The sequence below is a fragment of the Lachnoanaerobaculum umeaense genome, assembly GCF_003589745.1.
Taxonomy (GTDB): Bacteria; Bacillota; Clostridia; order Lachnospirales; family Lachnospiraceae; genus Lachnoanaerobaculum; species Lachnoanaerobaculum umeaense.
In genome coordinates, this window is the sequence record NZ_CP032364.1 from 1,561,194 (window position 1) to 1,583,077 (window position 21,884).

25 protein-coding genes and 5 tRNA genes are annotated in these 21,884 nt (G+C 35.2%); 7 read left to right on the forward strand and 23 right to left on the reverse strand.

Translation table 11 applies throughout. The annotated features are described in order from the left end of the window. Positions 1 to 57: 57 nt before the first annotated feature. From D4A81_RS07005 to D4A81_RS07035, 7 genes are all read right to left on the reverse strand, one after another. Positions 58 to 1,620: a TM1812 family CRISPR-associated protein gene (locus D4A81_RS07005; protein ID WP_242977776.1), complete on the reverse strand. Its 1,563-nt coding sequence runs from the start codon at positions 1,618 to 1,620 to the stop codon at positions 58 to 60. A 363-nt stretch (positions 1,621 to 1,983) separates the two neighbouring features. Continuing rightward, on the reverse strand, positions 1,984 to 2,388 hold the full coding sequence (locus tag D4A81_RS07010) for a hypothetical protein (RefSeq protein WP_111526097.1): 405 nt from the start codon (positions 2,386 to 2,388) through the stop codon (positions 1,984 to 1,986). Positions 2,389 to 2,530: 142 nt separating this feature from the next. Further along, positions 2,531 to 3,304 carry an ABC transporter ATP-binding protein gene (locus D4A81_RS07015; protein WP_111526098.1) on the reverse strand — a complete coding sequence of 258 codons (774 nt, stop codon included), beginning with the start codon at positions 3,302 to 3,304 and terminating at the stop codon, positions 2,531 to 2,533. Next, positions 3,285 to 4,289 carry an ABC transporter substrate-binding protein gene (locus tag D4A81_RS07020; protein WP_111526099.1) on the reverse strand — a complete coding sequence of 335 codons (1,005 nt, stop codon included), beginning with the start codon at positions 4,287 to 4,289 and terminating at the stop codon, positions 3,285 to 3,287. Before D4A81_RS07020 ends, D4A81_RS07015 begins: the two co-directional genes overlap by 20 nt. Further along, positions 4,273 to 5,037: an ABC transporter permease gene (locus D4A81_RS07025; protein WP_111526100.1), complete on the reverse strand. Its 765-nt coding sequence runs from the start codon at positions 5,035 to 5,037 to the stop codon at positions 4,273 to 4,275. Before D4A81_RS07025 ends, D4A81_RS07020 begins: the two co-directional genes overlap by 17 nt. Beyond that, positions 5,027 to 5,332, reverse strand: a complete 306-nt coding sequence (locus D4A81_RS07030) for a thiamine-binding protein (protein WP_111526101.1) — start codon at positions 5,330 to 5,332, stop codon at positions 5,027 to 5,029. The genes D4A81_RS07025 and D4A81_RS07030 overlap by 11 nt, the downstream gene beginning before the upstream one ends. A 258-nt stretch (positions 5,333 to 5,590) precedes the next feature. Continuing rightward, positions 5,591 to 6,979 (reverse strand): ISNCY family transposase, encoded by a 1,389-nt coding sequence (locus D4A81_RS07035; protein WP_119808214.1) that lies wholly within the window; start codon positions 6,977 to 6,979, stop codon positions 5,591 to 5,593. Positions 6,980 to 7,175: 196 nt separating this feature from the next. Here D4A81_RS07035 and D4A81_RS07040 point away from each other — a divergent pair. From D4A81_RS07040 to D4A81_RS07060, 5 genes are all read left to right on the forward strand, one after another. Further along, positions 7,176 to 7,246: transfer RNA gene (locus tag D4A81_RS07040), tRNA-Trp, on the forward strand. A 10-nt stretch (positions 7,247 to 7,256) separates the two neighbouring features. Further along, a tRNA-Pro gene (locus D4A81_RS07045) sits at positions 7,257 to 7,330 on the forward strand. An 8-nt stretch (positions 7,331 to 7,338) separates the two neighbouring features. Beyond that, positions 7,339 to 7,410 (forward strand) — tRNA-Glu (locus D4A81_RS07050). 26 nt (positions 7,411 to 7,436) lie between these two features. Then, a tRNA-Glu gene (locus D4A81_RS07055) sits at positions 7,437 to 7,508 on the forward strand. Positions 7,509 to 7,555: 47 nt separating this feature from the next. Continuing rightward, a tRNA-Thr gene (locus D4A81_RS07060) sits at positions 7,556 to 7,628 on the forward strand. 48 nt (positions 7,629 to 7,676) lie between these two features. On the opposite strand, the gene rsfS is transcribed toward D4A81_RS07060, so the two are convergent. The 9 genes from rsfS to D4A81_RS07105 form a co-directional block, all read right to left on the reverse strand. After that, positions 7,677 to 8,015, reverse strand: coding sequence for a ribosome silencing factor (gene rsfS, locus D4A81_RS07065; RefSeq protein WP_111524482.1), 339 nt, complete (start codon positions 8,013 to 8,015; stop codon positions 7,677 to 7,679). Beyond that, positions 8,016 to 8,609 carry a bis(5'-nucleosyl)-tetraphosphatase (symmetrical) YqeK gene (yqeK, locus tag D4A81_RS07070; RefSeq protein WP_111524483.1) on the reverse strand — a complete coding sequence of 198 codons (594 nt, stop codon included), beginning with the start codon at positions 8,607 to 8,609 and terminating at the stop codon, positions 8,016 to 8,018. It abuts the gene before it with no gap. Further along, positions 8,602 to 9,210 carry a nicotinate-nucleotide adenylyltransferase gene (gene nadD, locus D4A81_RS07075; RefSeq protein ID WP_111524484.1) on the reverse strand — a complete coding sequence of 203 codons (609 nt, stop codon included), beginning with the start codon at positions 9,208 to 9,210 and terminating at the stop codon, positions 8,602 to 8,604. The genes yqeK and nadD overlap by 8 nt, the downstream gene beginning before the upstream one ends. Before the next feature lies 1 nt (position 9,211). Next, positions 9,212 to 9,508 (reverse strand): ribosome assembly RNA-binding protein YhbY, encoded by a 297-nt coding sequence (gene yhbY, locus D4A81_RS07080; RefSeq protein ID WP_111524485.1) that lies wholly within the window; start codon positions 9,506 to 9,508, stop codon positions 9,212 to 9,214. 11 nt (positions 9,509 to 9,519) lie between these two features. Continuing rightward, positions 9,520 to 10,797, reverse strand: coding sequence for a GTPase ObgE (gene obgE / locus D4A81_RS07085; protein WP_111524486.1), 1,278 nt, complete (start codon positions 10,795 to 10,797; stop codon positions 9,520 to 9,522). Between the two features lie 61 nt (positions 10,798 to 10,858). Then, a complete protein-coding gene (gene rpmA / locus D4A81_RS07090) occupies positions 10,859 to 11,149 on the reverse strand; it encodes a 50S ribosomal protein L27 (RefSeq protein WP_007592297.1) in 291 nt (96 codons plus the stop codon). Then, positions 11,150 to 11,467, reverse strand: a complete 318-nt coding sequence (locus D4A81_RS07095) for a ribosomal-processing cysteine protease Prp (RefSeq protein WP_111524487.1) — start codon at positions 11,465 to 11,467, stop codon at positions 11,150 to 11,152. It abuts the gene before it with no gap. A 5-nt stretch (positions 11,468 to 11,472) separates the two neighbouring features. Next, positions 11,473 to 11,781: a 50S ribosomal protein L21 gene (gene rplU / locus D4A81_RS07100; protein WP_007592302.1), complete on the reverse strand. Its 309-nt coding sequence runs from the start codon at positions 11,779 to 11,781 to the stop codon at positions 11,473 to 11,475. A gap of 108 nt (positions 11,782 to 11,889) precedes the next feature. Continuing rightward, positions 11,890 to 12,297 carry a GerW family sporulation protein gene (locus D4A81_RS07105; protein WP_111524558.1) on the reverse strand — a complete coding sequence of 136 codons (408 nt, stop codon included), beginning with the start codon at positions 12,295 to 12,297 and terminating at the stop codon, positions 11,890 to 11,892. Positions 12,298 to 12,526: 229 nt separating this feature from the next. Between D4A81_RS07105 and D4A81_RS07110 the strand changes: the two genes are divergently transcribed. Beyond that, complete coding sequence (locus D4A81_RS07110) at positions 12,527 to 12,976, forward strand: RrF2 family transcriptional regulator (RefSeq protein ID WP_111524488.1); 450 nt, start codon at positions 12,527 to 12,529, stop codon at positions 12,974 to 12,976. Between the two features lie 608 nt (positions 12,977 to 13,584). Continuing rightward, positions 13,585 to 14,304, forward strand: coding sequence for an elongation factor P 5-aminopentanone reductase (ymfI, locus tag D4A81_RS07115; RefSeq protein ID WP_111524489.1), 720 nt, complete (start codon positions 13,585 to 13,587; stop codon positions 14,302 to 14,304). A 95-nt stretch (positions 14,305 to 14,399) separates the two neighbouring features. Here ymfI and D4A81_RS07120 read toward each other — a convergent pair whose 3' ends face one another. From D4A81_RS07120 to ahpC, 7 genes are all read right to left on the reverse strand, one after another. Next, positions 14,400 to 15,338, reverse strand: coding sequence for a tRNA-dihydrouridine synthase family protein (locus D4A81_RS07120; RefSeq protein ID WP_111524490.1), 939 nt, complete (start codon positions 15,336 to 15,338; stop codon positions 14,400 to 14,402). A gap of 148 nt (positions 15,339 to 15,486) precedes the next feature. After that, positions 15,487 to 15,714, reverse strand: coding sequence for a hypothetical protein (locus D4A81_RS07125; protein ID WP_243111767.1), 228 nt, complete (start codon positions 15,712 to 15,714; stop codon positions 15,487 to 15,489). A gap of 198 nt (positions 15,715 to 15,912) precedes the next feature. Then, positions 15,913 to 16,500: a cell wall-binding protein gene (locus D4A81_RS07130; RefSeq protein WP_111524491.1), complete on the reverse strand. Its 588-nt coding sequence runs from the start codon at positions 16,498 to 16,500 to the stop codon at positions 15,913 to 15,915. A 223-nt stretch (positions 16,501 to 16,723) separates the two neighbouring features. Beyond that, the gene (gene uxuA, locus D4A81_RS07135; protein WP_111524492.1) at positions 16,724 to 17,791 is read right to left on the reverse strand and encodes a mannonate dehydratase; all 1,068 of its coding nucleotides are present in this window, start codon (positions 17,789 to 17,791) and stop codon (positions 16,724 to 16,726) included. A 51-nt stretch (positions 17,792 to 17,842) separates the two neighbouring features. Then, complete coding sequence (locus D4A81_RS07140) at positions 17,843 to 19,450, reverse strand: mannitol dehydrogenase family protein (RefSeq protein WP_111524493.1); 1,608 nt, start codon at positions 19,448 to 19,450, stop codon at positions 17,843 to 17,845. A 204-nt stretch (positions 19,451 to 19,654) separates the two neighbouring features. Further along, positions 19,655 to 21,265, reverse strand: coding sequence for an FAD-dependent oxidoreductase (locus D4A81_RS07145; protein WP_111524494.1), 1,611 nt, complete (start codon positions 21,263 to 21,265; stop codon positions 19,655 to 19,657). Between the two features lie 14 nt (positions 21,266 to 21,279). Continuing rightward, on the reverse strand, positions 21,280 to 21,843 hold the full coding sequence (gene ahpC, locus D4A81_RS07150) for an alkyl hydroperoxide reductase subunit C (RefSeq protein WP_009663512.1): 564 nt from the start codon (positions 21,841 to 21,843) through the stop codon (positions 21,280 to 21,282). Between the last annotated feature and the right edge of the window lie 41 nt (positions 21,844 to 21,884).

Consider the following 21,884-nt stretch of genomic DNA (forward strand, 5'->3'; position numbering starts at 1 on the left):
CCTTTTTCGTTTTCTATATTCTATTTTCTTTTGTAAACTCCATACCTCTTACTTTGCCTATTTCTTAGCTTTTTTCAACTCGGAAATATAATTTAGTATAAATCTTTTTAATTTCGGGAGGCTTATTCTATACTCTAAATTTCCATGGTTAAATGAACTACGGATTATTTTTAAAATACGGTGGCTTTGCAATAGAGGCAATACTTTATTGCGGAAGTCCTCTAATTTCACATTTCCATAATTATCATTGTAGATCCATCTACTTTTTGCTTCCAGGTCCTCTCCCTTTGCGGCACTTTCAGGATGATAATATCTCAAAGTAGTACTTCTTGGCCTTGCCCAAGTCACCTCATATTCTCCGGTGTTCTCTAACAAATGGTATGCAAAAAAGTTCATCTCTTTATTTGTCTTTTGCTGATTGAAACGGAACCTGCTTATATATCTGTTAAAAGCCATATTTTCGTCTTCATCAAATCTTTTTAGTTGTTCCTTATCAAAATACAAAAGTTTCTTATCCCAATAATAATACGGTAGCATTGATTCTACAAATGTTAATGCTTGTTGAATCAATCCATGTTCAACACACCAAATGATAAGGTCTAAAATATTTGGATTTGTCAATAAACTTCCATATTCATCTTTTATCTTTTGTTCTAATATTCCAAATGGAGTATTTTTTAGATTGCTCTCACTACTTTTCTCAAATTCATTTCCAAGTTCCTTCAAACCCTCCATAAACGCCCTAGGATCTGACATTTGTACTCCATAAGAAATCTTTTGCATATCTTTTACAATTTGCTTTGCAATTTTTTGTACACTTGGATCAGCTCCTGTCAGGTATGAAAAATCACTTTTTATATCAACATATTCTGACAATATATCTGCATTCCCAAAATGCAAAAATTCATTAATGCCTGAAAAGAAATTAAACACATTAAATTTTTCACTCTGATTTTCTATTCTTGCTGATGCCATATTTATTCCACTTATAAGTTTTGGCCTGATAGCTTCTCCTACATATAGCAGAGAATTAACTGCACTCATAGAAAATACTATATCTCTTAGCCCACCATGAGTATCTATATACAGTTTAAACGTTTTTTTCTCTTGTAACTTCTTATAATGAATGTACTCTACCGCCCTTGAAATAGCTCCAATTTCATCTTCAGGGAAGAAACTCTCTTCTTCCTTATTTGCAGGCATCAAAGGAATCGAAGGATCTATATCATCCGCTTCCTGCAATCTATGTTCATTTGGAAGTTTATTCTTATACAATTTTATTATCTTATAATTTATCTTATGTTTTCCCTTTTCCGGTGATCTCTCAATTCTTTCTTTCAAATAAGATACAGCACTATAAATATTTCCCTTTTTATAAGTACCGTTTCTCTCATCCATCTCCAAAGTTTTCCTACTGCAAAGCATTACAATATCTACTTCTTCGTCAGAAGGCATTATTTCCAAAAAATATCTAACTACACTTTCTCCTTGAGATCTGCAATCATTAATAATGACATCTTTTCCATCATTTCCAATGCCACGAAAATAGTCTCCTTTATCCATGCCGGGATTATTTCTTCCATTAAATGCACCGACCGCCATAAGTATCATAGCAGACATAATACATTCCTCCTTATCTCAACATCTAAGATTTCCATACACCTGTATATTTTGTCCAATCCTGTTCTCAACATACTTTATCTCATATAGATAGATGAAACCCACAGTCCGATTAAACTTGTATTTTATAATTTATATACATTTGTATTGATTTTTATCTTACTAATAGTATAAAGCAATTCAATATTATTTCAATATCAATGCTTTTATTATTAAAATCTATATACATTATCACATATAAAATCTTCTACCTACTATCATTACACTACATTTATGCAACCGGTAAGAATGTATAATCACTATCTTTCTACAATAAAAAATGCGCTACCGGCCAGGACTAATCCCTTGCGATAACGCATTTTTTTACCTTACTAGTCTTATTGTTTCAGTTTTGTATAAATCACTCCAATTTTCATCCACTATCCATAACTTAAACTCTATATTATTTTGTGGCTCACTACCTATTAGCCACGCTTGGTTCATAGACTTATGTCCTTGCATTGTAGCCGGTAAACCACTTAAAAACTGTACCATAACATCATCCACTGATGAATCCATTGGTATTACTGTAATCTCACCATCTGTCTTATTCTCAAGCTTTACATCAAGTGTAACATACCCAAATGAATCACCTATACCTAAGAATGTCGCCCTTAAATACTCATTATCACATATTACATATTCATCAACCTCAGCTTCAGTTTCTTGTCTTATTGGAATAGATAAAATTATTTTATATATAACATAATCAAGAAAATCACTCTTCATATAAATGACCCTATCCTTTTGTATACTGTATTTTTACCATATAAAGTCCAATATTTCAAGCTAAGACATAAATATTATATTATTATTATACAAATATCAAAAAAGAACTTGGCATTCTCTACCAAGTTCTTTTGCTACTGTTTTAGCTTTTTATAAGCACATTACTGCTCTCAAGGCAACTCAATACCTCTTTTTTATAGTCAAGAAATTCCTTGCTCAGTTTAAATGAATTGTCTCTGCTCTTTCCCTCTATTTTCAGCTCTGATTTTATGGTACCGTCTCCAAGTATATATATTCTATCTGATAAAAGCACTGCCTCATCCACATCATGTGTTATAAATATAGTTGAAATATTGTATTTATTTCTCATATTCATATACCACTCATGCATTTCATCCTTTGTGATAGCATCCAAAGCGGAAAATGGTTCATCTAACAAAGATACATCCTTTGAAAAAAGATATGTTCTGATAAGTGCAATCCTTTGTCTCATACCACCGGACAGCTCTTTTGGATATTTTGAGGCATAGGCATCCAGTTTAAATTCTCTCAACATCTCATTTGCCTTTTTTATAGCATCTGTCTTCTTCTCTTTTTTTATCAAAAGAGGCAATGACACATTTTCTTCAATAGTCATATATGGCAAAAGCAAGTCTTTTTGAAACGAATAACTTATAAGCCCTGTTTTTCCTGTAATATCCTTACCTCTGTATATTACCTGCCCATTATTTGGCTTTAGCAATCCTGATATTATATTAAACAATGTGCTCTTTCCACTGCCACTTACTCCAAGGAGTGAGATCAATTCATTCTCCCTCAGTGTCAAATTTATATTTGAGATGATATTTCTTTCATCATATCCAAAGCTTACATTTGACACTTCCAATATATTTTCACTATTTTGTGATAAATTCATTATCAAGTCCTGCTCCCTCATCTATAGGGCTTTCCAATAGATTATTCTCATTTAACCATCTATAAAAATCTCCCCATCTTGTCGCATCTATATAGCCCCATGGTATATCATTATCTATATAGCAAGTAGATAAATACTCCTGTGATGCCATTGCAAGTTCCTTATCTATTTCAGGTGCATACTTTAAAAGTATTTCAGCCGATTCCTTAGGATTACCTGCGGCATACTCATATCCTTTTTTTGTTGCCTCAATAAAGCTCTTTACAGTTTCCTTGTCATTCTTTATCATATCATCATTTGTAAATAAAACCGGAGTATAGTAATCAAATGTAGGATTGATATCTTTGAATGCAAAATAATCAAACCCAAAACCCTTGACATTGGCTGCAATACCTGCCCAACCATAGTATACCCATATTGCATCTACCTGGTTACTGCTAAGGGCTGAAACTTCATCTGTAACAGTTGACGGTATCAGGTTTACCTTGCCGAAATCTCCTCCGTCTTTTTCTACTACATTCTTTAATATAGCCTTTTCTATAGGCATATCCCAAGTGGCATAATTTTTTCCTTCAAGTCCCTTTGGAGATGTAATACCATCACCTCTTCTAGACATTATTCCTGAAGTATTATGCTGTGTTATTGCAGCAACAGCCTTTATAGGCAATGGATTGTCACCTGATAGCGCTCCTGCCATAGTATCTTGAAAGGATATACCAAAATTTGCCTTGCCGCTTGCAACCAATACCTCTGCACCATCCTCAGGTGGCTGTACTATTTCGAGTTCTATACCTGCATCTTTATAATATCCTTTTTCTAATGCTACATAAAATCCTGTATGATTTGTATTAGGTGTCCAATCCAGAACCAATGTAAGCTTCTTACTATCTGTATTTGCAGGCTTTTTAGCTCCACATGCTGTACTTGCCAAAACTAGTGCACCTAAACCAACTACTGCCAAAATTTTTCTAATTGTTTTTCTCACGTCTTTCCTCCCATGGCATGGATACCTTTTGTAATAGATCCACTGCCCTTAATAATAATAAACTTAGTATTGAAATAATGATTATCACTGCAAACATCTTATCAAAGGCATATGCCTTTCTTACTCTGGTCATATATACTCCCAGACCTCTAAAACCTCCAAGCCACTCTGATATAACTCCTCCTACAACTGAGTATGAAGCTGAAATTTTTAATGCTGCAAAAAATTTACCCATTGATGATGGCAATTTGATATATCTATATATATCAAACTCACTTGCCCCCATAGACTTAAGCAGATTTATTTCATCTCTATCTGTACTTTTGAAACTTTCCAGTACACCTATCGTAATAGGAAAAAATGTTACCAGCACTATCAATATAACCTTTGGTAAAAGATCATATCCGAACCATAATACCAATAGTGGTGCAATAGCAATAGTTGGTATTGTCTGGCTGATGATGATGATAGGATAAAATGTTTTATAGACTCTTGCAAATCTATCCATTACTAAAGCAAACAAAAGCCCCAATACCACTCCTGCAAATAAACCTATTATACTCTCTGACAATGTATACAAAAGATGATACATCAATAAAGGAAAATCTCCTATCACTGCCTTTGCTATTTGAAGAGGCGATGGCATCAGATATACCGGAATTATTTGTAATGTACAAAATATCTGCCAAAGTAATAAAAATACAATACCAAAGGTAATTGGGTATATATTATCTCTTTTATTTCTCATCTAAATGGTGTTTTGTTACCTTTCTATCTATAGTAAGTAAATCTCCATCCGGTCTGAAGCTTACTTTGATATATGCCATCACTCCCGGAGCACCTGCTCTTATCGCTACATGCTGACATTCCTTTATAATATCCATTAACTCATCATAATCCCCCTCTATTGTAGTTTCAAATGGTCCAACATAATATTTTAAGCCTGTGCTCTTTATATATGCTATTACCTCATCAACTATTCTTACAATTTCCTCATTATCATAAACTTCCGGTAATGTTTGTATAGCTACACTTGCATTCATCTCTACCTCCAAAAAAACAGACTGCTATACGGCAGTCTGTTTTCTTACCTACGCTAGCATTACCTAGATCAGGTTATGGGTTAAGGTAAACACCTCTCTCAGCCGTATAAGCACCCCTTACATATTTACTTTGATTATAATACTAATAAATTTTTTTTCAATCAAAATTTTTTAGAAAAATACAAAAATTTTTGTGTCAAGCATAAATGATTATGTCCCAAAATAATTAATTTATAAGCCCCCACAAAGGGGCTTTTATTATGCACTTTTTATGTCTTCTTCAATTCTGTGTGGCTGTGAGTGTGCGAATTTATTAAAGGCATCCAATCTCCAAGGATGGTTCATTGGAGGTATATAAGGCTTTCTAGGTTTTGGCTGTTTGTAGTCAGCGTCCAAGTCCTTAGATTTATGCTCATGAGCCGGTATTTCTTCCAGTGCATAAATATCTTTGTCATTTACGCACACAAACATAGACCTATCAAATGCCTTGATAAGCATAACCTTGGTACCTTTTCGATAATGGGTCTGCAATCCTTTATTATCTATCATCTTATAAAATTTCTTCTCGAATTGAATCGCATGTCCGGCATCAACAGTTCTCTCAGTTAAAACCGCCAAAGTAAGATTTATTTTTTCTTTAGATGGTTGCGTTTCAAAGACAGATTTGATACCATAAAGTGGAAGTGCGAACTTCTCATTGAATTCTTTTATGTAGTGGTAAATGAATTCATTGGCTTTATGGATATCGGTTACGCCTGCGAGTCTAAACTCAATAGGCAGGCGTGACTGTAAAGTCTGATTCAATCGTTCTATACGTCCTTTAGCCTGTGGTACGCTGCTTGATTCAAGCTGTGTGCCAAGTTGCTTACAGGCGTATGCAAACTGTGTATAGGTGTCTTTGTCGTCAGATAAGGCACCTTTTTTCTTGTAAGTAAATACAGTTCGTTTATCAGTAAGAAACTTATAAGGAATACCATAATCAGTAAGAATCTGCTCAAATACATGGTAGTATCCATTAAGAGTTTCCTGAGTATCAAACCAGGCACCTGTGACAACACCTGAGGCATCATCAATAGCCAAATGTAGATGCCATATCTGTCCCGGCACCCATTCATAAGGGGTAGCATCCATCTGAAGCAATTCACCAAAATAAGCACATCTTGGACGACGACTGTGAGCATCTTCAACTGCTACTAAGTTAGCTTGTATCTGTGATAATTCCCTTTTTGATGTTGCAGCTTCCTTCTTAGCTCTGAGAGTTTGCTTAATGCGTCTACGCTTAGCTTTTGTAGCCTTTGGAGATAGAATGTACTCTGACTCCAAAATACTCATTACAGAGGAAGAAGAGATACTTATGCCTTCATGCTTTTTTAGAAGCTCTGTAAAGTGTTCAAAGTTAGCTTCGTAGTATTTAGTTCTGTATAGATCAAGAACCTGACTTCTGATATCAGGACAGATAGTGGTAGCCGGCTTTTTGCCTCTGTTACCATGAATAAAGAATGCCTTACCATCTTTAATATAACCCTGTATCATACGGTTTATATGCCTTTTGGTGCATCCTAGGATAAGAGCAGCTCTATCCTTATTAGCTGTATCGGGGTGATCTACCAGACCTTTGATAACTTCATACTTTCTTTGTTCATCCATTGATAAAATAACCTTTCTGATAAGTCAGTTCCTCCTAGTGTTAGAATATACAAAATAGTATTCTACCATAAGTGGGACATTTTTATTTGTGGTATACTAGGACTTTATCATTTATGGCTTATAGGCTTATAAAAAATACAAAAATTTTTGTTGACATATTCATACTTTACTGATATAGTATCAAAGTACCTTGCAGAGGGGAATAGTTCAATGGTAGAGCAACGGTCTCCAAAACCGTAAATGGGGGTTCGAGCCCCTCTTCCCCTGCTTTGTTTCTCGAGGTGTGGCTCAGTTTGGTGGAGTGCAGCGTTCGGGACGCTGAGGTCGCAAGTTCGAATCTTGTCACCTCGATTTTATAAGGCCAATTGGTCAAGCGGCTAAGACGGCGCCCTCTCACGGCGCAAACCCGGGTTCGATTCCCGGATTGGTCATCAAAAAGTTAATATCCGATTATTTCGGCCAATTGGTCAAGCGGCTAAGACGGTGCCCTCTCACGGCACAAACCCGGGTTCGATTCCCGGATTGGTCATCAAAAGGAAGAGTTTTACTCTTCCTTTGTTTATATTATCAAGATATGCTTGTGTAGCACAGTTGGTAGTGCAACTCATTCGTAATGAGTAGGTCGTCGGTTCGAGTCCGATCGCGAGCTTATGATTTCCAATCAAAAAGCTGCCACATACCTTGTGACAGCTTTTTTCTACATTTCTATTTCTTTTCCGTCTCTCCAGATTCTATCCAGATCATAGAATGCTCTATCCTCTCTCAAGAAGATATGAACTACTATATCATTATAGTCCAAAAGCATCCAGCTTGCATTTTTATTGCCCTCTATAGCCTTTGGCATAATACCCTCCTTACCAAGAATAAAGTCTATTTCATCTGATATAGCCTGCACCTGATTTATATTGTTCGCGCTGGCTATTATAAAATAATCTGCAATAGTACTCACCTTAGCAATATCAATAACCTTGATATCTTCACCTTTTTTCTCTTCAATTATATTATAAATCTTCTTTACAATTTCTTTCAGTTCCATCTACACCTCATCACTTATCAATTCATATATATATCTATCTATGTATACATCCTGATCATTTAAAAATTCAATGGTTGACATTGCGATTCTTTCTACCGCCTTTGTTATATCTTGAAATGCTAATGTTCTTATCTCATCAAGACTTGGCAGTTGTTTTCTATTTGGCTCAATATAATCTGCCACAAATACAATTTTTTCTAAGATAGACATATCCTTTTTCCCGGTAGTATGCCATCTTATTGCAGATAAAATATCTTTATCTTCTATGTTATAGTTTTTCTTTGCCAGATATGGTGCATATATCGCATGCAGGATCTGAGGTGCTTTATCTGATACCATTTCCACATAACCTGCATCAGTATATGGATCATCAAATCCTATCATAAGTTCTTTTAGCTTTGGCAACTTTTTGGCTTTGGCAATGTCATGCAAAATACCTGAAAGCTCAGCCTTTATGATATCCTCTCCGTAACGCATAGCCAAAGCTGCTGATGTATAAGCTACTCCCAAGGTATGCTCATATCTCTTTTTTGGTAATTTCTCTTTTAAATCAGCCTTTATGATATCTATTCTTTCTCGACTAAAATCAAACATATACTTTCTTCTCTTTTATATACCTACAAACACTCTCCGGAACATAGTTTTTAATATCATCTCCCAACTTCAGCAATTCTCTTATCTTGGTTGACGATATATCAATATCCATGGTATCCAAAAAGTAAATACCCTTAATCTCGTATTTACTCTTTAGATATTCAAAATGTTTTTTTAATGTAAGATTCTCATTACTATAATCTCTTGATGCCACTATAAGTTTTACAATCCTCAATATAATATCAGGATTTCTCCAACTTTCTATCTCGTAAAAAGAATCAGCACCCATAATAAAATAAAATTCATCATCAATATACTCTGATTGAAGCCTTTCAAGTGTATTATAAGTGTATGAATTCCCCTCTAAGGTATTCTCAAAGTCAGAACAATAAAAATATTTATACTCTTCTATAGCCAAATCAATCATAGCCTTTCGATCTGAAAACTCGCTCACTCTTTTATCAAGTTTATGCGGTGGTGTTTTTGCAGGCATGAACCACACTTCATCAAGACCACATTTATCTTTTGCTTTCTCTGCAAGTATTAGATGACCCAAATGTATAGGGTCAAATGTACCTCCCAGAATACCGATCCTTCTCATATTATTTGGGAAGTTTTATCTTTCTGTTTTTAGGCTCATCAGCCTGCTTGTACAAAATAATCTTCTTTCCTATAACCTGTACCACTTCACTTCTGGTCAAATTTGCAATTTCATTTGCAATTATCTTAGGATCATCTGCACAATTTTTTAACACTGAAATTTTTATCAGTTCTCTAGGCTCCATGGCCTCTGCAACAGCTGCAACACTCTCATCTGTAAGGGAAGCTTTACCTATTTGCATTATAGGGTCAAGGTTCATTGCCAATCCCTTTAAATATGCTCTTTGTCTACTATTCATTTTTCTCCTATTTACTTATAATAGTCAAACTCATGGCCATACATACGAACAGTATTTCCATCAACTATTCCGGCCTCTTCCAACTTTTCCAAAACACCTGATGTCTTTAAGAATTTCTGAAAGAAATCAAATCCCTTTTCAGAATCCAGATTTGTATATCCAAGCATCTTCTCTATTCTTGGACCTTCTACCACAAATACTCCGTCCTCGTCAATCTCAACTGTAAACGGAAGATTCTTATCGCTTGAATAGTCTATTTCAAATTCTTTCTCAAAAACCTTTACGGTTCTATCTATTGTACTGAGAACATTTACCAGCTCATAGAGAAGTTCCTGTATACCCTTGCCGCTTACACCTGATATAGGGAATACTTTAATATCCGGAAAAGCCGCCTTTATTCTCTCTATTTCATTGTTCTCTTCGTCATAGATTGCATCTATTTTATTTGCGGCAATAAGCTGTGGTCTTTCAAGAAGACTCTCATCATAACTCTTAAGCTCATTCATGATGGTTTTTATATCCTCTACCGGATCTCTGCCCTCAGTAGAAGCTGCATCTACTACATGTACAAGTACTTTAGTTCTTTCTATATGTCTTAGAAAATCATGCCCAAGACCTACACCTTCACTGGCACCCTCTATAAGTCCGGGGATATCTGCCATAACAAAACCGCCTGCACCCTTTACATCTACTACTCCTAGATGAGGATCAAGTGTAGTGAAATGATAATTTGCAATCTTAGGCTTTGCATTACTTACTCTGGAGAGTAGTGTTGACTTACCTACATTAGGGAATCCTACAAGACCTACATCCGCTATAACCTTTAGCTCCAAGAGAACGAACATCTCTTTTCCCGGCTGACCCGGCTTGGCAAACTTTGGCACCTGCATAGTAGCTGTGGCAAAATTCATATTTCCAAATCCGCCTTTACCGCCTCTAAGAATTACCTCTCTTTTATTTTCACCTGACATATCGGCAATTACCTTGCCGGTTTCAAAGTCTTTTATTACAGTACCCTCAGGTACCTTAAGTGTAAGGCTCTTGGCATCTGCACCATGGCATTTTCGCTTACCACCCGGCTCACCATCTCCTGCCACATATTTTCTCTTCATTCTAAAGTCGGTGAGTGTATTCAGGCCTTCATCCACTTCAAAGATGATATCGCCACCTTTTCCACCATCTCCACCGTCAGGACCACCGGCAGCCACAAAAAGCTCTCTTCTAAAGCTTACATGGCCATCTCCGCCCTTACCTGATTTTATAAAAATTTTTGCACTATCAGCAAACATAAATACCTCTTTGTATTAAAGAAGGCCTCATACATCTGTATGAAGCCTCCCATCTCAACTCTTATTCAGCAATAGCTCTTGGGTAAACAGAAACCTGCTTTTTGTCTCTGCCCTTTCTTTCAAAACGAACTACACCATCAACTGTAGCGAACAAAGTATCATCACCACCACGACCTACATTAAGTCCCGGATGAATCTTTGTACCTCTCTGTCTGTATAGTATATTTCCAGCTAAAACAAACTGTCCGTCTGCTCTCTTAGCACCAAGTCTTTTTGACTCAGAGTCACGACCGTTCTTTGTAGATCCAACTCCCTTTTTATGAGCGAAAAGCTGAAGGTTCATTTTTAACATTTACTTGACCTCCTGTAAATTAATCTTGATAAAATCTCTGTAATCTTCCCCTATATCCATAAGACCAAGAATACATGAATCCAGTAATACTCCCGATTTCTCACTTCTATCCTGCAAAGTAAGATGAAAAAAACCATCATCTGAATCGACTATAAAGTCATCATCACAAAAATGTTCAATAGAATTTGACAAGTTCAGCGTAAGTACTGAAACCGCAGCACATACTATATCCTTACCTTCTTCACCAAAACTTGCATGACCTGAAACTTTCAAACCGGTATATTTGCCATCTTTAGCAAATGCAATGACGTTAATCATAAAGATTATGCATTAATCTTTTCAATCTTAACTTCTGTAAACTGCTGTCTGTGACCGTTCTTCTTGTGGTGACCTTTTTTAGGCTTGTACTTGTATACAATAACCTTCTTAGCCTTGCCCTCTTTAAGAACAGATGCACTAACACTTGCTCCTGTTACAGTAGGTGTTCCAACTTTAAGTTCTCCATCGTTTAGTGCAAGAACCTGATCAAATGTAACAGCCTCACCGTCTGCTTTTCCAAGTTTCTCTACTCTAATGATATCTCCTTCTGAAACCTTATACTGCTTACCACCTGTAGCAATAATTGCGTACATAAGGATACCTCCTCTTATCATTACTCGCCAAAATTGGTGCCTGAAACAGGCTTGAAACCAACATTGAGCGGCATACTTATTTATTATACACTGAATCCATAGCAAATGTCAATCAATATATTTACTTTCACTTTCATTTAATATTGTTTCAGCTTGTTTTGTAGCTTCCTTATCGACATCCGCCTTATTTGTTATCTTATTTATAAGGTCAGGAACCATATCAAGTATCTTGCTGATGGCGTCCTGATTTTTTATGTTGACAACTTTAGTTCTACCATCTTGAATTATTAACATTGCAGTAGGTGATATCTTTGCACTCATTCCACCGCCACCTTTTGACTTTGAACTTTCTTCAAATGTACCTGCTGCCATTCCGCAACTTACGTCCACCAATGGTATTATAGTGGTCTCTCCCACAACAATCGGCTCTCCTACTACTGTCTTTGTGGTGAGAAAGGTGTTCATCCCATTAAATATAGCTTCGGCATTATCAAAAAATTGACTTTTCTTCTCCATATCTGCCCTTTCTATTTCAAACATAATATGTATAAATTTATAAACTCTCTTAAAGTCTCTATTATACCATATATTTTTAATAATATCACCATACTTGGTTTACATTTATTTCTATATTTGATATTATAGTATTAATTCCTAGTTGTGTACTAGGCATTAACTAAGACAAGACTGATGATATGGCTCAAACTCTTAAATGTCTTCAGTTTAAATAGAAAAGAGGATTGAAATGAAAATTTCTACTAGGGGTAGATATGCATTAAAAATGATGGTGGAGTTTGCCATAAACTCAGACTCTCCTACAAAGGTAAATCAGGTTTCCAAATCTTATGGTATTTCCGAAAAATATTTAGAGCAGATAGTTTCCATACTTTCTAAGGCGAAGCTTGTAAAAAGTATTCGTGGTGCTCAAGGCGGATATCTCCTTATCAAGCCTGTTGAGGAATATACAGTCGGTGAGATTCTTAGACTTACTGAGGGATCTCTATCTCCTGTAGACTGCCTTGACGGTCATGGTTTTTGTGTGCACTCCGATTTTTGTGTCACCCAAAATCTTTTCAAAAAAGTTGAGGATGCCATTAACAATGTAGTCGACAATATTTCACTTCAAGATCTGGTTGAAGATGAACTCGATATAAGAAGAAGAGAGAAAGAACTCGAATCAATTAATCCAATATAAAACAATATAAAAGGTATGGCTCAATTGCCATACCTTTTATATAACTCTAACATTTTTATCACTCTAAAAATTCTTGCGTTTGTATACCACTCTAATTTTTACATCACTCTAAAGTTTCTAACCTTTGTGTTAAAATATCACTCTAACTTTGCTATATCACTCTTTATATAGCACACTCCTTAATATCACCCTAGCTCTCTAAAAACTCTAACTCATTGATATTATGAAAGGTTTGTGTCCCAAACATCTCTTGTCTTTGACAATTATGATTATAGCACTTTTTAATAAAGTTTTATAAAAAAAGTATGAACTGCGGTTTTTATGGTATAAACTGCAGTTATTTAAAATATATTATTTTTTCATACATTTATATGTCTATCTTACACTCATAAATATCTTTTTAAAGCAAAAGAGCCATCATCTCTGACGGCCCCTACACTATGATATCCTATACACTCTCAACCTGATTGGTTTTTATATCACTCTATCATCTGATTTCTCTAACAGTTGCAATTATACCGGCTATTCTATAAAATCTACTTAAAAAGGTACAAACTACTGTTTTTTAGGTATAAACTACTATATTTATCTTTTTAAAGGAGAATCATATGAATGTACTTATAACCGGGGCTTCCAAAGGTATTGGAAAAGCAATAGCACTGGAGTTTGCAAAAAATAAATGTAATATTATAGGATGTGCGAGATCCGACTTTGATGGATTAACTAATACACAGAAGCAGTGTAAAGATTTAGGTGTAGATTGCTATATAGATCTATGCGATGTCGCAAAAGAGGATGAGGTTCAAAAGTTTATACTTTCATCAACAAATATAATAGGTCCTATAGATATTTTAATAAATAATGCAGGTATATCCTACATCGGATTGCTGCAAGATATGTCTTTGTACGAGTGGAATAATGTAATCAATACCAATTTGACTTCAGCTTTTTTGACATCAAAATATGTTATTCCACATATGCTAAAAAGTCAAGCAGGTCATATTATAAATATATCCTCAGTATGGGGAAATGTCGGAGCATCTATGGAGGCAGCGTATTCTGCTTCAAAAGGCGGACTGAACTCATTCACAAAAGCTCTTGCAAAAGAATTAGCACCAAGTCATATAAATGTAAATGCTATTTCCCCGGGGTTTATAGATACTGAAATGAATAATTCATTTGAACCGGCAGAATTAAATGCTATATTTGATGAAATACCAATGGGAAGAGCCGGAAAAACCGAAGAAGTTGCAAAATTGGTTTATAGAATAGCAATATCTGAATATATTACAGGTCAAATTATAACCATAGATGGGGGATGGACATAAAATAACCAATCTCCCTATATCTAAAACAATTACCAATATGTTCCCTTCTACGTATAAAAATGCTTGGTACTTAGAAGGGAATATTTTAATATATATTATTCCATATTTTTAAATTCATTTACAACCAGATTATATTCCTTAACAGTGTTTGACTTTCTTATCTTTTTTAATATCTTAGTATATTTTTCATTATCACCTAACATCATTCCCCAGATTTCTTTAAGCTTGAACAATGTATTTCTCTCACCAAAATCCAGTGATAGGTACTCATTTACTATATCATTAAGAAATTCTACAGCTTTATCAATGTCATAAATATTATCTTTTTTCTTTATTGACTCTGCTAAAAATGGATTTCTTACAAGACCTCTACCAATCATAATTCCAAAGACTCTGTTTGATGGCAGATTTTTATTTAAAATAACATTATCTTCTAATGTATTTATATCTCCATTGTATATAAGTTTTTGTTTTAACTCTTTGCATGCAGATAAAAGAGCCTCCATATGAATATTGTTCTTATAAAAATCACTTCTAAGTCTTGGATGGATTATTATTTCACAAAATTCATACTTTTCATATACTTTTAGCAAATCCTCCCATTCATCATAATCTGAAAATCCAATTCTTGTCTTAACAGATATTTTTATATCATCCTTTTTCTCAAAAATATCATAAAAGAATCTATCCAAAGCCACCACATCCTGCAAAAATCCCGATCCTCTTTTTTTTGATGTTACCGTACCTGACGGGCATCCCAGATTTATATTGAATTCATTATATCCCATCTCTTTTATCTCATATGCAAGCTTCAAAAAATCATCAGAATTGTTTGTCAATATTTGTGGTATAAGATACTGTGTTTTGTTATAATTCGCATTCAATTCCATAAGTTCAGATTTTGAAAAGCCCTTTTTCATATGTGGTGTTATAAAAGGTGTAAAAAATTTGTCTACACCTTTAAAATGCTTTATATATGCTTTTCTAAAAACATAATTTGTTACACCCTCCATCGGTGCCATATATATATCCATAAATCTCCTCAATAAAAAACATGGAAGAGTACAACCCTTCCATTTAAGTTTATCATTTTATATATTTTTATCAATATATTTAAATTTCCATCCTTATCAGTTACCTTAATCTCTGTACCTGATTCAAGTGTACTTGAATAATATGCGGTTATAAAGTTTTGGCATCTACATTTACAACACCTCCTGTAATTTTCAGATATGTATCAGCCTGGTTTTCCTCACCATATGCCTCTTTCTCTGCATCTGACGCACTGTCATCTATAAGACCTCTTGCATTTAGGCCGTCATCTGTTGCTACTATAGTTGTTGTATTAGTTGTTGTTTTGTATTTGAACATCCTACTATTGCTAAACCAAGTGCTATAGTCATAAGCCAAGCACTCATTTTCTTTTTGTTCTTTTTCACATTGTACATCGTTTCTAAAATGGGGTTGATATCTATGCTCTGTATTATCCCTTAAATTTATGTTCAGAATATGTACTTAAAGTGCAAAAATTGTGTTTTAAATGATATAGAACTTAAAAGCAAAAAGGTGGACAGACCAAAGATCTATCCACCTTACAATTTTATATAATTATCTTTCTACATAAACTCCGTCACTATTTACATAGTATCCGTCAGGAGTTGTTGCATTGTACCACATAGCACCATTGGCATCAAAGTAATACCATAACTTTGTATCCTCTGTACGCAACCAACCTATGTTCATATGACCGTCATCATGTAAGTAGTACCAGTTGTTATTGATATATAACCATGAAGTATACATATAACCATCTGCATTGAAATAATACCAGTTAGAATCCTTAAATACCCAAGTATTCTTTGCATAATTTCCTGCACCATAGTTTAACCACCAGCCATTAGCATCCTTAACCCATGTTCCTGCTGAATTTGAAACACTCTGAGCTGAGCTCTTTGCTGACTTATATCCTGAACCACCTGATGATCCACCTGAAGAACCACGTGATCTTCCTGAGTTAGAACCTGTTGCTGTTGATGGTGTTGCAACAGATGATGTTGCTGTTGATGGCGTTGCTGTTGTTACTGTAGCTGTGCTTTTTGATGGTATTACTATCACTGATGGAGCTGCTACAGCTGCAAATGCTGCACCAACTGTTAATGCTACTCCTAATGTTATTGTTGCTAAAAATTTCTTCATATATCCCTCCATATTCGTAAATTAATATTTTCTTAACCAAACATAAAGGATAATATCACTATCCCTCTAATAATGCAATGTAATTTATCTTTCTAAAAAATTACAATTTTCTTACAATCAAATTCCAATCGAAGAAACATATTCTAAATAAATACACTAATACTTAACACATGTAAATTTTTTCTACCAAAAAAGGAGGGACAAGCCCTCCTAAAAAGATACTTTATTTCTTATCAAACTTCTCAAGTGTATCCCATATACCAAGGATATACATAACACCAAGTGCTCTGTCATAAAGTCCATATCCCGGTCTACTTTTTTCATCCCAGATATGTCTTCCATGGTCAGGACGAATATATCCAGTATAGCCACAGTCATGATATGCTTTAACAATATCAAGTATTCCTACATCTCCATCGCAATCTCTATGTGAAACTTCTGAGAAATCTCCACCTTCATAATGCTTTACATTTCGTACATGTGCAAAATATATTCTGTCACAATGCTTTCTTACTATATTTGCAACTCTATTATTTTCATTTGCTCCAAGTGAACCTGAACAAAGTGTAAGTCCTGAATATGGGTTGTCTACCAATTTCAAAAATTTATCAATAGCAGCCTCATCTACCAAAAGCCTTGGGAGTCCGAAAATATCCCATGGCGGATCATCCTGATGAATGGCCATCTTAATATTACATTCCTCACATGTTGGCAAAATAGCCTCTAAGAAATACTTCAGATTTTCCCAAAGTTTCTCTTTTGTCACCGGCTTATATGCATCAAAAAGTTCTTGCAAATGCTCAAGTCTCTCAGGCTCCCATCCCGGCATAGTATATCCTTTCGAACCTTCGATAATATATTTTGCCATCTCCATAGGATCTTCTTTAATAATTTTCTTCTCATAAAAAAGGGCATTCGATCCATCCGGAAGCTCATGGTGTAGATCAGTCCTGGTCCAGTCAAATACTGGCATAAAATTATAACACACTACTTTTACACCGAATTTTGCAAGATTTCTAAGAGTTATCTTGTAATTTTCGATAAGAGCATCTCTGCTGGGCAAGCCTATTTTTATATCATCATGGACATTTACAGATTCTACAACATCCATATTAAAGCCATATGGCTCAATTTGTTTTCTTACCTCTTCTATTTCAGCTACTTCCCAAACTTCTCCGGCAGCCTTATTATGTAATGCCCATACAATGCCTTCAACACCCGGAATCTGCTTGATCTGCTTTAAGGTAACGGAGTCATTCCCTTCTCCGTACCAACGCCAAGTCATTTGCATACATTTCTCCTTACTTAATGCTTATATTTTATCAAAAGAACCTTTTGGCCCTTATACATACTTCTTTAATGTATCTCTTACTGCACCCTTTCTTGCTATAAGTTCCACAAAATAATTCTCAACAGTTTCGCCCAATCCTACTTCATAAAGATTTACTCCAAATATGGAAGCATCACTAAAGAGCTTTTCAATCTTTGAATGTACATCTCTATCACCAATCTTGATATCTGCTAAAATAGTAACCACCTTTTCAAGTAATGGATCCGGACTAAGTTCAAATTTATTTAAATTATCATCTATTCCCATAAGATATCTTGCCCAACCTGCAAATACCAAAGGAATAAGCTTCAAATCAGCTACATTCAAAACATCTGACTTTACATAAGCTTTGATCGTCTCACCGAATCTTATTGCAAGCTTTTGTGAAGTATCACAGGCAATCCTTTGTGGTGTGTCAGGCATAAAAGGATTTGGAAGTCTTACTTTTACAACTGTGTCTATAAAGTCTTTCGGATTTATAATTTCCGGATCAGTAACTACAGGAAGACCTTCTTTATATCCTATAGTCTTAATAAGCTTTGTAAGTTCCTCATCTTTCATCTCATCGCTAATTTTTTCATATCCTAAGAGACATCCATATATTGCAAGGGCTGTATGTAGTGGATTAAGGCAGGTACATACCTTCATTCTCTCTACCATATCTACGACTTCATGCCTTGTAAACATTACACCGCCTTCTTCAAGTTTTGGTCTGCCATTTGGGAAGCTATCCTCTATTACAAGATATTCTGTCTCTTCTGCATTTACAAAAGGAGCTACAAATGTATTCTTACTTGTCTTTACAAAGTCTACATCCTCTATGCCATCTTTAATGAGCATATCCATTACAGAATCTGCCGGCCTTGGTGTTATCTTATCAATCATAGACCATGGGAAGCTTACCTTATGCTCATCCTCTACATATTCTAAAAAACCTTTATCACAAACACCATTATTACACCAGTTTTTTGCAAACGCCACTACTGCAGCCTTTAACTTATCACCATTATGTGAACAGTTATCCATACTTACCATAGCTACAGGCATAGCACCTGCCTTAAATCTCTCATACAGCATAGCACATACTTTGCCCATATAACTTGTAGCTTTGTCAGGACCTATTTTAAAGTCCGTTTCAATTCCGTATGGAGTATTTCCATTTCCATCCACTATAGCATATCCTTTTTCGGTAATGGTAAAGCTTACCATTTGAAGTGAAGGTTTTCTAAAAAGCTCTTTCAACGCTTCATAATCTACATTGTCAGGGTCAACTCTTAAAGACTCTACAACTGATCCTACAATATTTTTCTCAACTCTTCCGTCACAACAGAGTTTCATATATATTGTCAAATCATCAAATTTTTTAAATGCCTTGTCTATTATCTCATAGTCAAATCCCTCAGCCACTACAAGTCCAATATCCGTTTTAGCTTCATTTAAAAGATTATTCAGTACATTTGCCTGAAAAGCTCTAAAAATATTTCCGGCACCAAAATGTATCCAGTTTGGATTTGCCAGTGTATTCTTTTTTACGGCTTCTCTATCATACTTCGGTAGTGCATAGCCAAGCTCTTTCCATTTTGCTGTATTTTCTAAAATACTTTTTTGATTGAGTTTCATTATTATTCCCCTTGTTTTAACCTTGAAAGGCTTTAATAAACAATACTTAAAAGCTACAACTCCAACTTCGGAATATGCTACAATTCACGCTGTCAGACATTCAATATTTTATCATTTTTTCTATATAAAAAGCAAGGCTGAACCGTTACAAAACTTGACTTTTATAACATAGTTCAGCCTTTTAAATTCAATGACTTTCAGTATTTAGTTGTTTATATAATCAAGGACTTCTTCTATACTCTTTTTGCCAAAGAAAACTTTATCTTCGTTCATTACCATACATGGCACACTCATCACATGATATTTTTCTCTCAAGTCTCCAAAATGATTTATATCATAAACCTGAGCATCTACCAATGGGTTCAATGAAGCTATTCTTTGCACCGCTACAACCAAATCAGGACACATAGTACAGCTTAATGATACCAGAAGCTTAAATGAAACCTTTTCTTTTATCGCAAGAATTTTCTCTTTGATATCATCACTTAATCCCTGTCCCGGGCCTGATACATTGTATATACCAAGAATAAATGAAGTAAACTCATGGCCTCCGGGTACCCCATGGAAAGCTAAACCGCTGTATTCTCCATCCTTGCATACTTCTACAAGCGGTGCCTTGGAATCATCATGAATTTCTTCTAGAGATATTTTTTCTGTAAGCTTACTCAGCTCTGACATATATGAAAGCAGTTCCTTTGAGGTGTCATCATCTTTCACATACACCTTAAGTAAAATATCTTTTTCCATCTTACCAAACACAGTATTTAACTGTGCAAGCATATCAGATGAAAATAGTCCTTCTTCTTTAACTTCTTCCTTAGGTAAACTTCCTTTTCCTGCACCTGACTGGCGAACAGGAACTATAGGCTTAATACCTGTCTTTTTGTGCATTGAAGAAATATACTTTTCAAGTTCTGTTGCTGCAATACCTGCATCTCCAACAGTAGTTACTACCTGTCTAAGAGGCTTTATACAGACATCTCCTGCTGCATATAATCCTTCAACTGAAGTTTTCTTTGATGCATCTGTAATCACATATCCTCTTTCATCCAATACTCCAAAGACCTTTACAATAGCAGTCGCAGGTTCATATCCGGCAAATACAAACACTCCAAATCCATTTTTATCTTCAAAGACCTCTTCCTTGCCTGTTTGATTGTTCTTATAAACAATTCTCTCTAGAACATCATTACCTTCAACTTTTACTACTTCAGTATGTGTAAGTACTGTGATTTTTTCATTATCATAGGCATGTTGAGCTGTAGTCTTTGCACAGGTAAAGTCAGGTTCTCTTATAAGAATAGTCACATGGCTTGCATACTTTGTTAAAAATACACTTTCCTCTGCTGCAGCAAAACCTCCGCCTACAACAAAAACTTCCTTTCCTTTAAAGAACTCTCCATCACATGTTGCACAATATGCAACTCCATGTCCCTTGAACTTAGCTTCTCCCTCAAATCCTATCATTCTTGGAGATGCACCTGTTGCAAGTATTACTCCAAAGCACTCAATATCTCCCTTTGATGTATGAACTTTTTTGATATCACCATCCATATCAATGGAATTTACTGTAGCAAGCAAGAACTCAGCACCAAAGTTTTCAGCCTGTTTTCTCATTTGCTCGCCAAGCTTTGCACCTGAAATATGCTCAATACCCGGATAATTTACAACTTCGGCAGTCAGAGTAATCTGACCGCCAAATTTTTCTTTTTCTATAACAAGTACACGATAATATGCTCTAGCTAAATAAATAGCAGCCGTCAGACCTGCGGGACCTCCACCCACAATGACTGCATCATACATGTTCTTACTCATAATATCCCCTATTATTATAACTGACCTACAAGATCAAGACTTGGCTTTAATGTTTCTGCTCCCGGCTGCCATTTTGCAGGACAAACCTGATCACCATGCTCATGAACGAACTGACAAGCACGAAGCTTTCTTAAAAGCTCTTCTGCGTTTCTTCCAACTCCACCTGCATTTACTTCATAAGAAACGATCTTTCCATCAGGATTTATTATAAAAGAACCTCTCTCTGCTAAACCGTTCTCCTCGATATACACTTCAAAATCTCTTGATAGTACATGTGTAGGATCTGCAAGCATTGGATACTCAATCTTTGAGATACGCTCTGAATGGTCATGCCATGCCTTATGTGTGAAATGTGTATCTGTTGAAACTGAATAAATCTCACATCCTGCCTCAGCAAACTCCTTATAGTTCTTCTGTAAATCCTCTAACTCTGTAGGACATACAAATGTGAAATCTGCTGGATAGAAGAAAAATACGCTCCACTTTCCTAAGATATCCTTCTTAGATACTTCAACAAAATCTCCCTTATGGAATCCCTGTACACTAAACTCTCCAACCTCTTTGTTAATCAATGACATAATTGCCTCCTTATATAAATAAAATATTTTTGTTCTAATCA

Bases quoted from the DNA above. Each gene is read 5' to 3' on its own strand.
- D4A81_RS07005 (WP_242977776.1), bottom strand. From the start codon at position 1,620: ATGTCTGCTATGATACTTATGGCGGTCGGTGCATTTAATGGAAGAAAT.
- D4A81_RS07010 (WP_111526097.1), bottom strand. From the start codon at position 2,388: ATGAAGAGTGATTTTCTTGATTATGTTATATATAAAATAATTTTATCT.
- D4A81_RS07015 (WP_111526098.1), bottom strand. From the start codon at position 3,304: ATGAATTTATCACAAAATAGTGAAAATATATTGGAAGTGTCAAATGTA.
- D4A81_RS07025 (WP_111526100.1), bottom strand. From the start codon at position 5,037: ATGAGAAATAAAAGAGATAATATATACCCAATTACCTTTGGTATTGTA.
- D4A81_RS07030 (WP_111526101.1), bottom strand. From the start codon at position 5,332: ATGAATGCAAGTGTAGCTATACAAACATTACCGGAAGTTTATGATAAT.
- D4A81_RS07035 (WP_119808214.1), bottom strand. From the start codon at position 6,979: ATGGATGAACAAAGAAAGTATGAAGTTATCAAAGGTCTGGTAGATCAC.
- rsfS (WP_111524482.1), bottom strand. From the start codon at position 8,015: ATGGAACTGAAAGAAATTGTAAAGAAGATTTATAATATAATTGAAGAG.
- yqeK (WP_111524483.1), bottom strand. From the start codon at position 8,609: ATGTTTGATTTTAGTCGAGAAAGAATAGATATCATAAAGGCTGATTTA.
- nadD (WP_111524484.1), bottom strand. From the start codon at position 9,210: ATGAGAAGGATCGGTATTCTGGGAGGTACATTTGACCCTATACATTTG.
- yhbY (WP_111524485.1), bottom strand. From the start codon at position 9,508: ATGAATAGTAGACAAAGAGCATATTTAAAGGGATTGGCAATGAACCTT.
- obgE (WP_111524486.1), bottom strand. From the start codon at position 10,797: ATGTTTGCTGATAGTGCAAAAATTTTTATAAAATCAGGTAAGGGCGGA.
- rpmA (WP_007592297.1), bottom strand. From the start codon at position 11,149: ATGTTAAAAATGAACCTTCAGCTTTTCGCTCATAAAAAGGGAGTTGGA.
- D4A81_RS07095 (WP_111524487.1), bottom strand. From the start codon at position 11,467: ATGATTAACGTCATTGCATTTGCTAAAGATGGCAAATATACCGGTTTG.
- rplU (WP_007592302.1), bottom strand. From the start codon at position 11,781: ATGTACGCAATTATTGCTACAGGTGGTAAGCAGTATAAGGTTTCAGAA.
- D4A81_RS07105 (WP_111524558.1), bottom strand. From the start codon at position 12,297: ATGGAGAAGAAAAGTCAATTTTTTGATAATGCCGAAGCTATATTTAAT.
- D4A81_RS07110 (WP_111524488.1), top strand. From the start codon at position 12,527: ATGAAAATTTCTACTAGGGGTAGATATGCATTAAAAATGATGGTGGAG.
- ymfI (WP_111524489.1), top strand. From the start codon at position 13,585: ATGAATGTACTTATAACCGGGGCTTCCAAAGGTATTGGAAAAGCAATA.
- D4A81_RS07120 (WP_111524490.1), bottom strand. From the start codon at position 15,338: ATGGATATATATATGGCACCGATGGAGGGTGTAACAAATTATGTTTTT.
- D4A81_RS07130 (WP_111524491.1), bottom strand. From the start codon at position 16,500: ATGAAGAAATTTTTAGCAACAATAACATTAGGAGTAGCATTAACAGTT.
- uxuA (WP_111524492.1), bottom strand. From the start codon at position 17,791: ATGCAAATGACTTGGCGTTGGTACGGAGAAGGGAATGACTCCGTTACC.
- D4A81_RS07140 (WP_111524493.1), bottom strand. From the start codon at position 19,450: ATGAAACTCAATCAAAAAAGTATTTTAGAAAATACAGCAAAATGGAAA.
- D4A81_RS07145 (WP_111524494.1), bottom strand. From the start codon at position 21,265: ATGAGTAAGAACATGTATGATGCAGTCATTGTGGGTGGAGGTCCCGCA.
- ahpC (WP_009663512.1), bottom strand. From the start codon at position 21,843: ATGTCATTGATTAACAAAGAGGTTGGAGAGTTTAGTGTACAGGGATTC.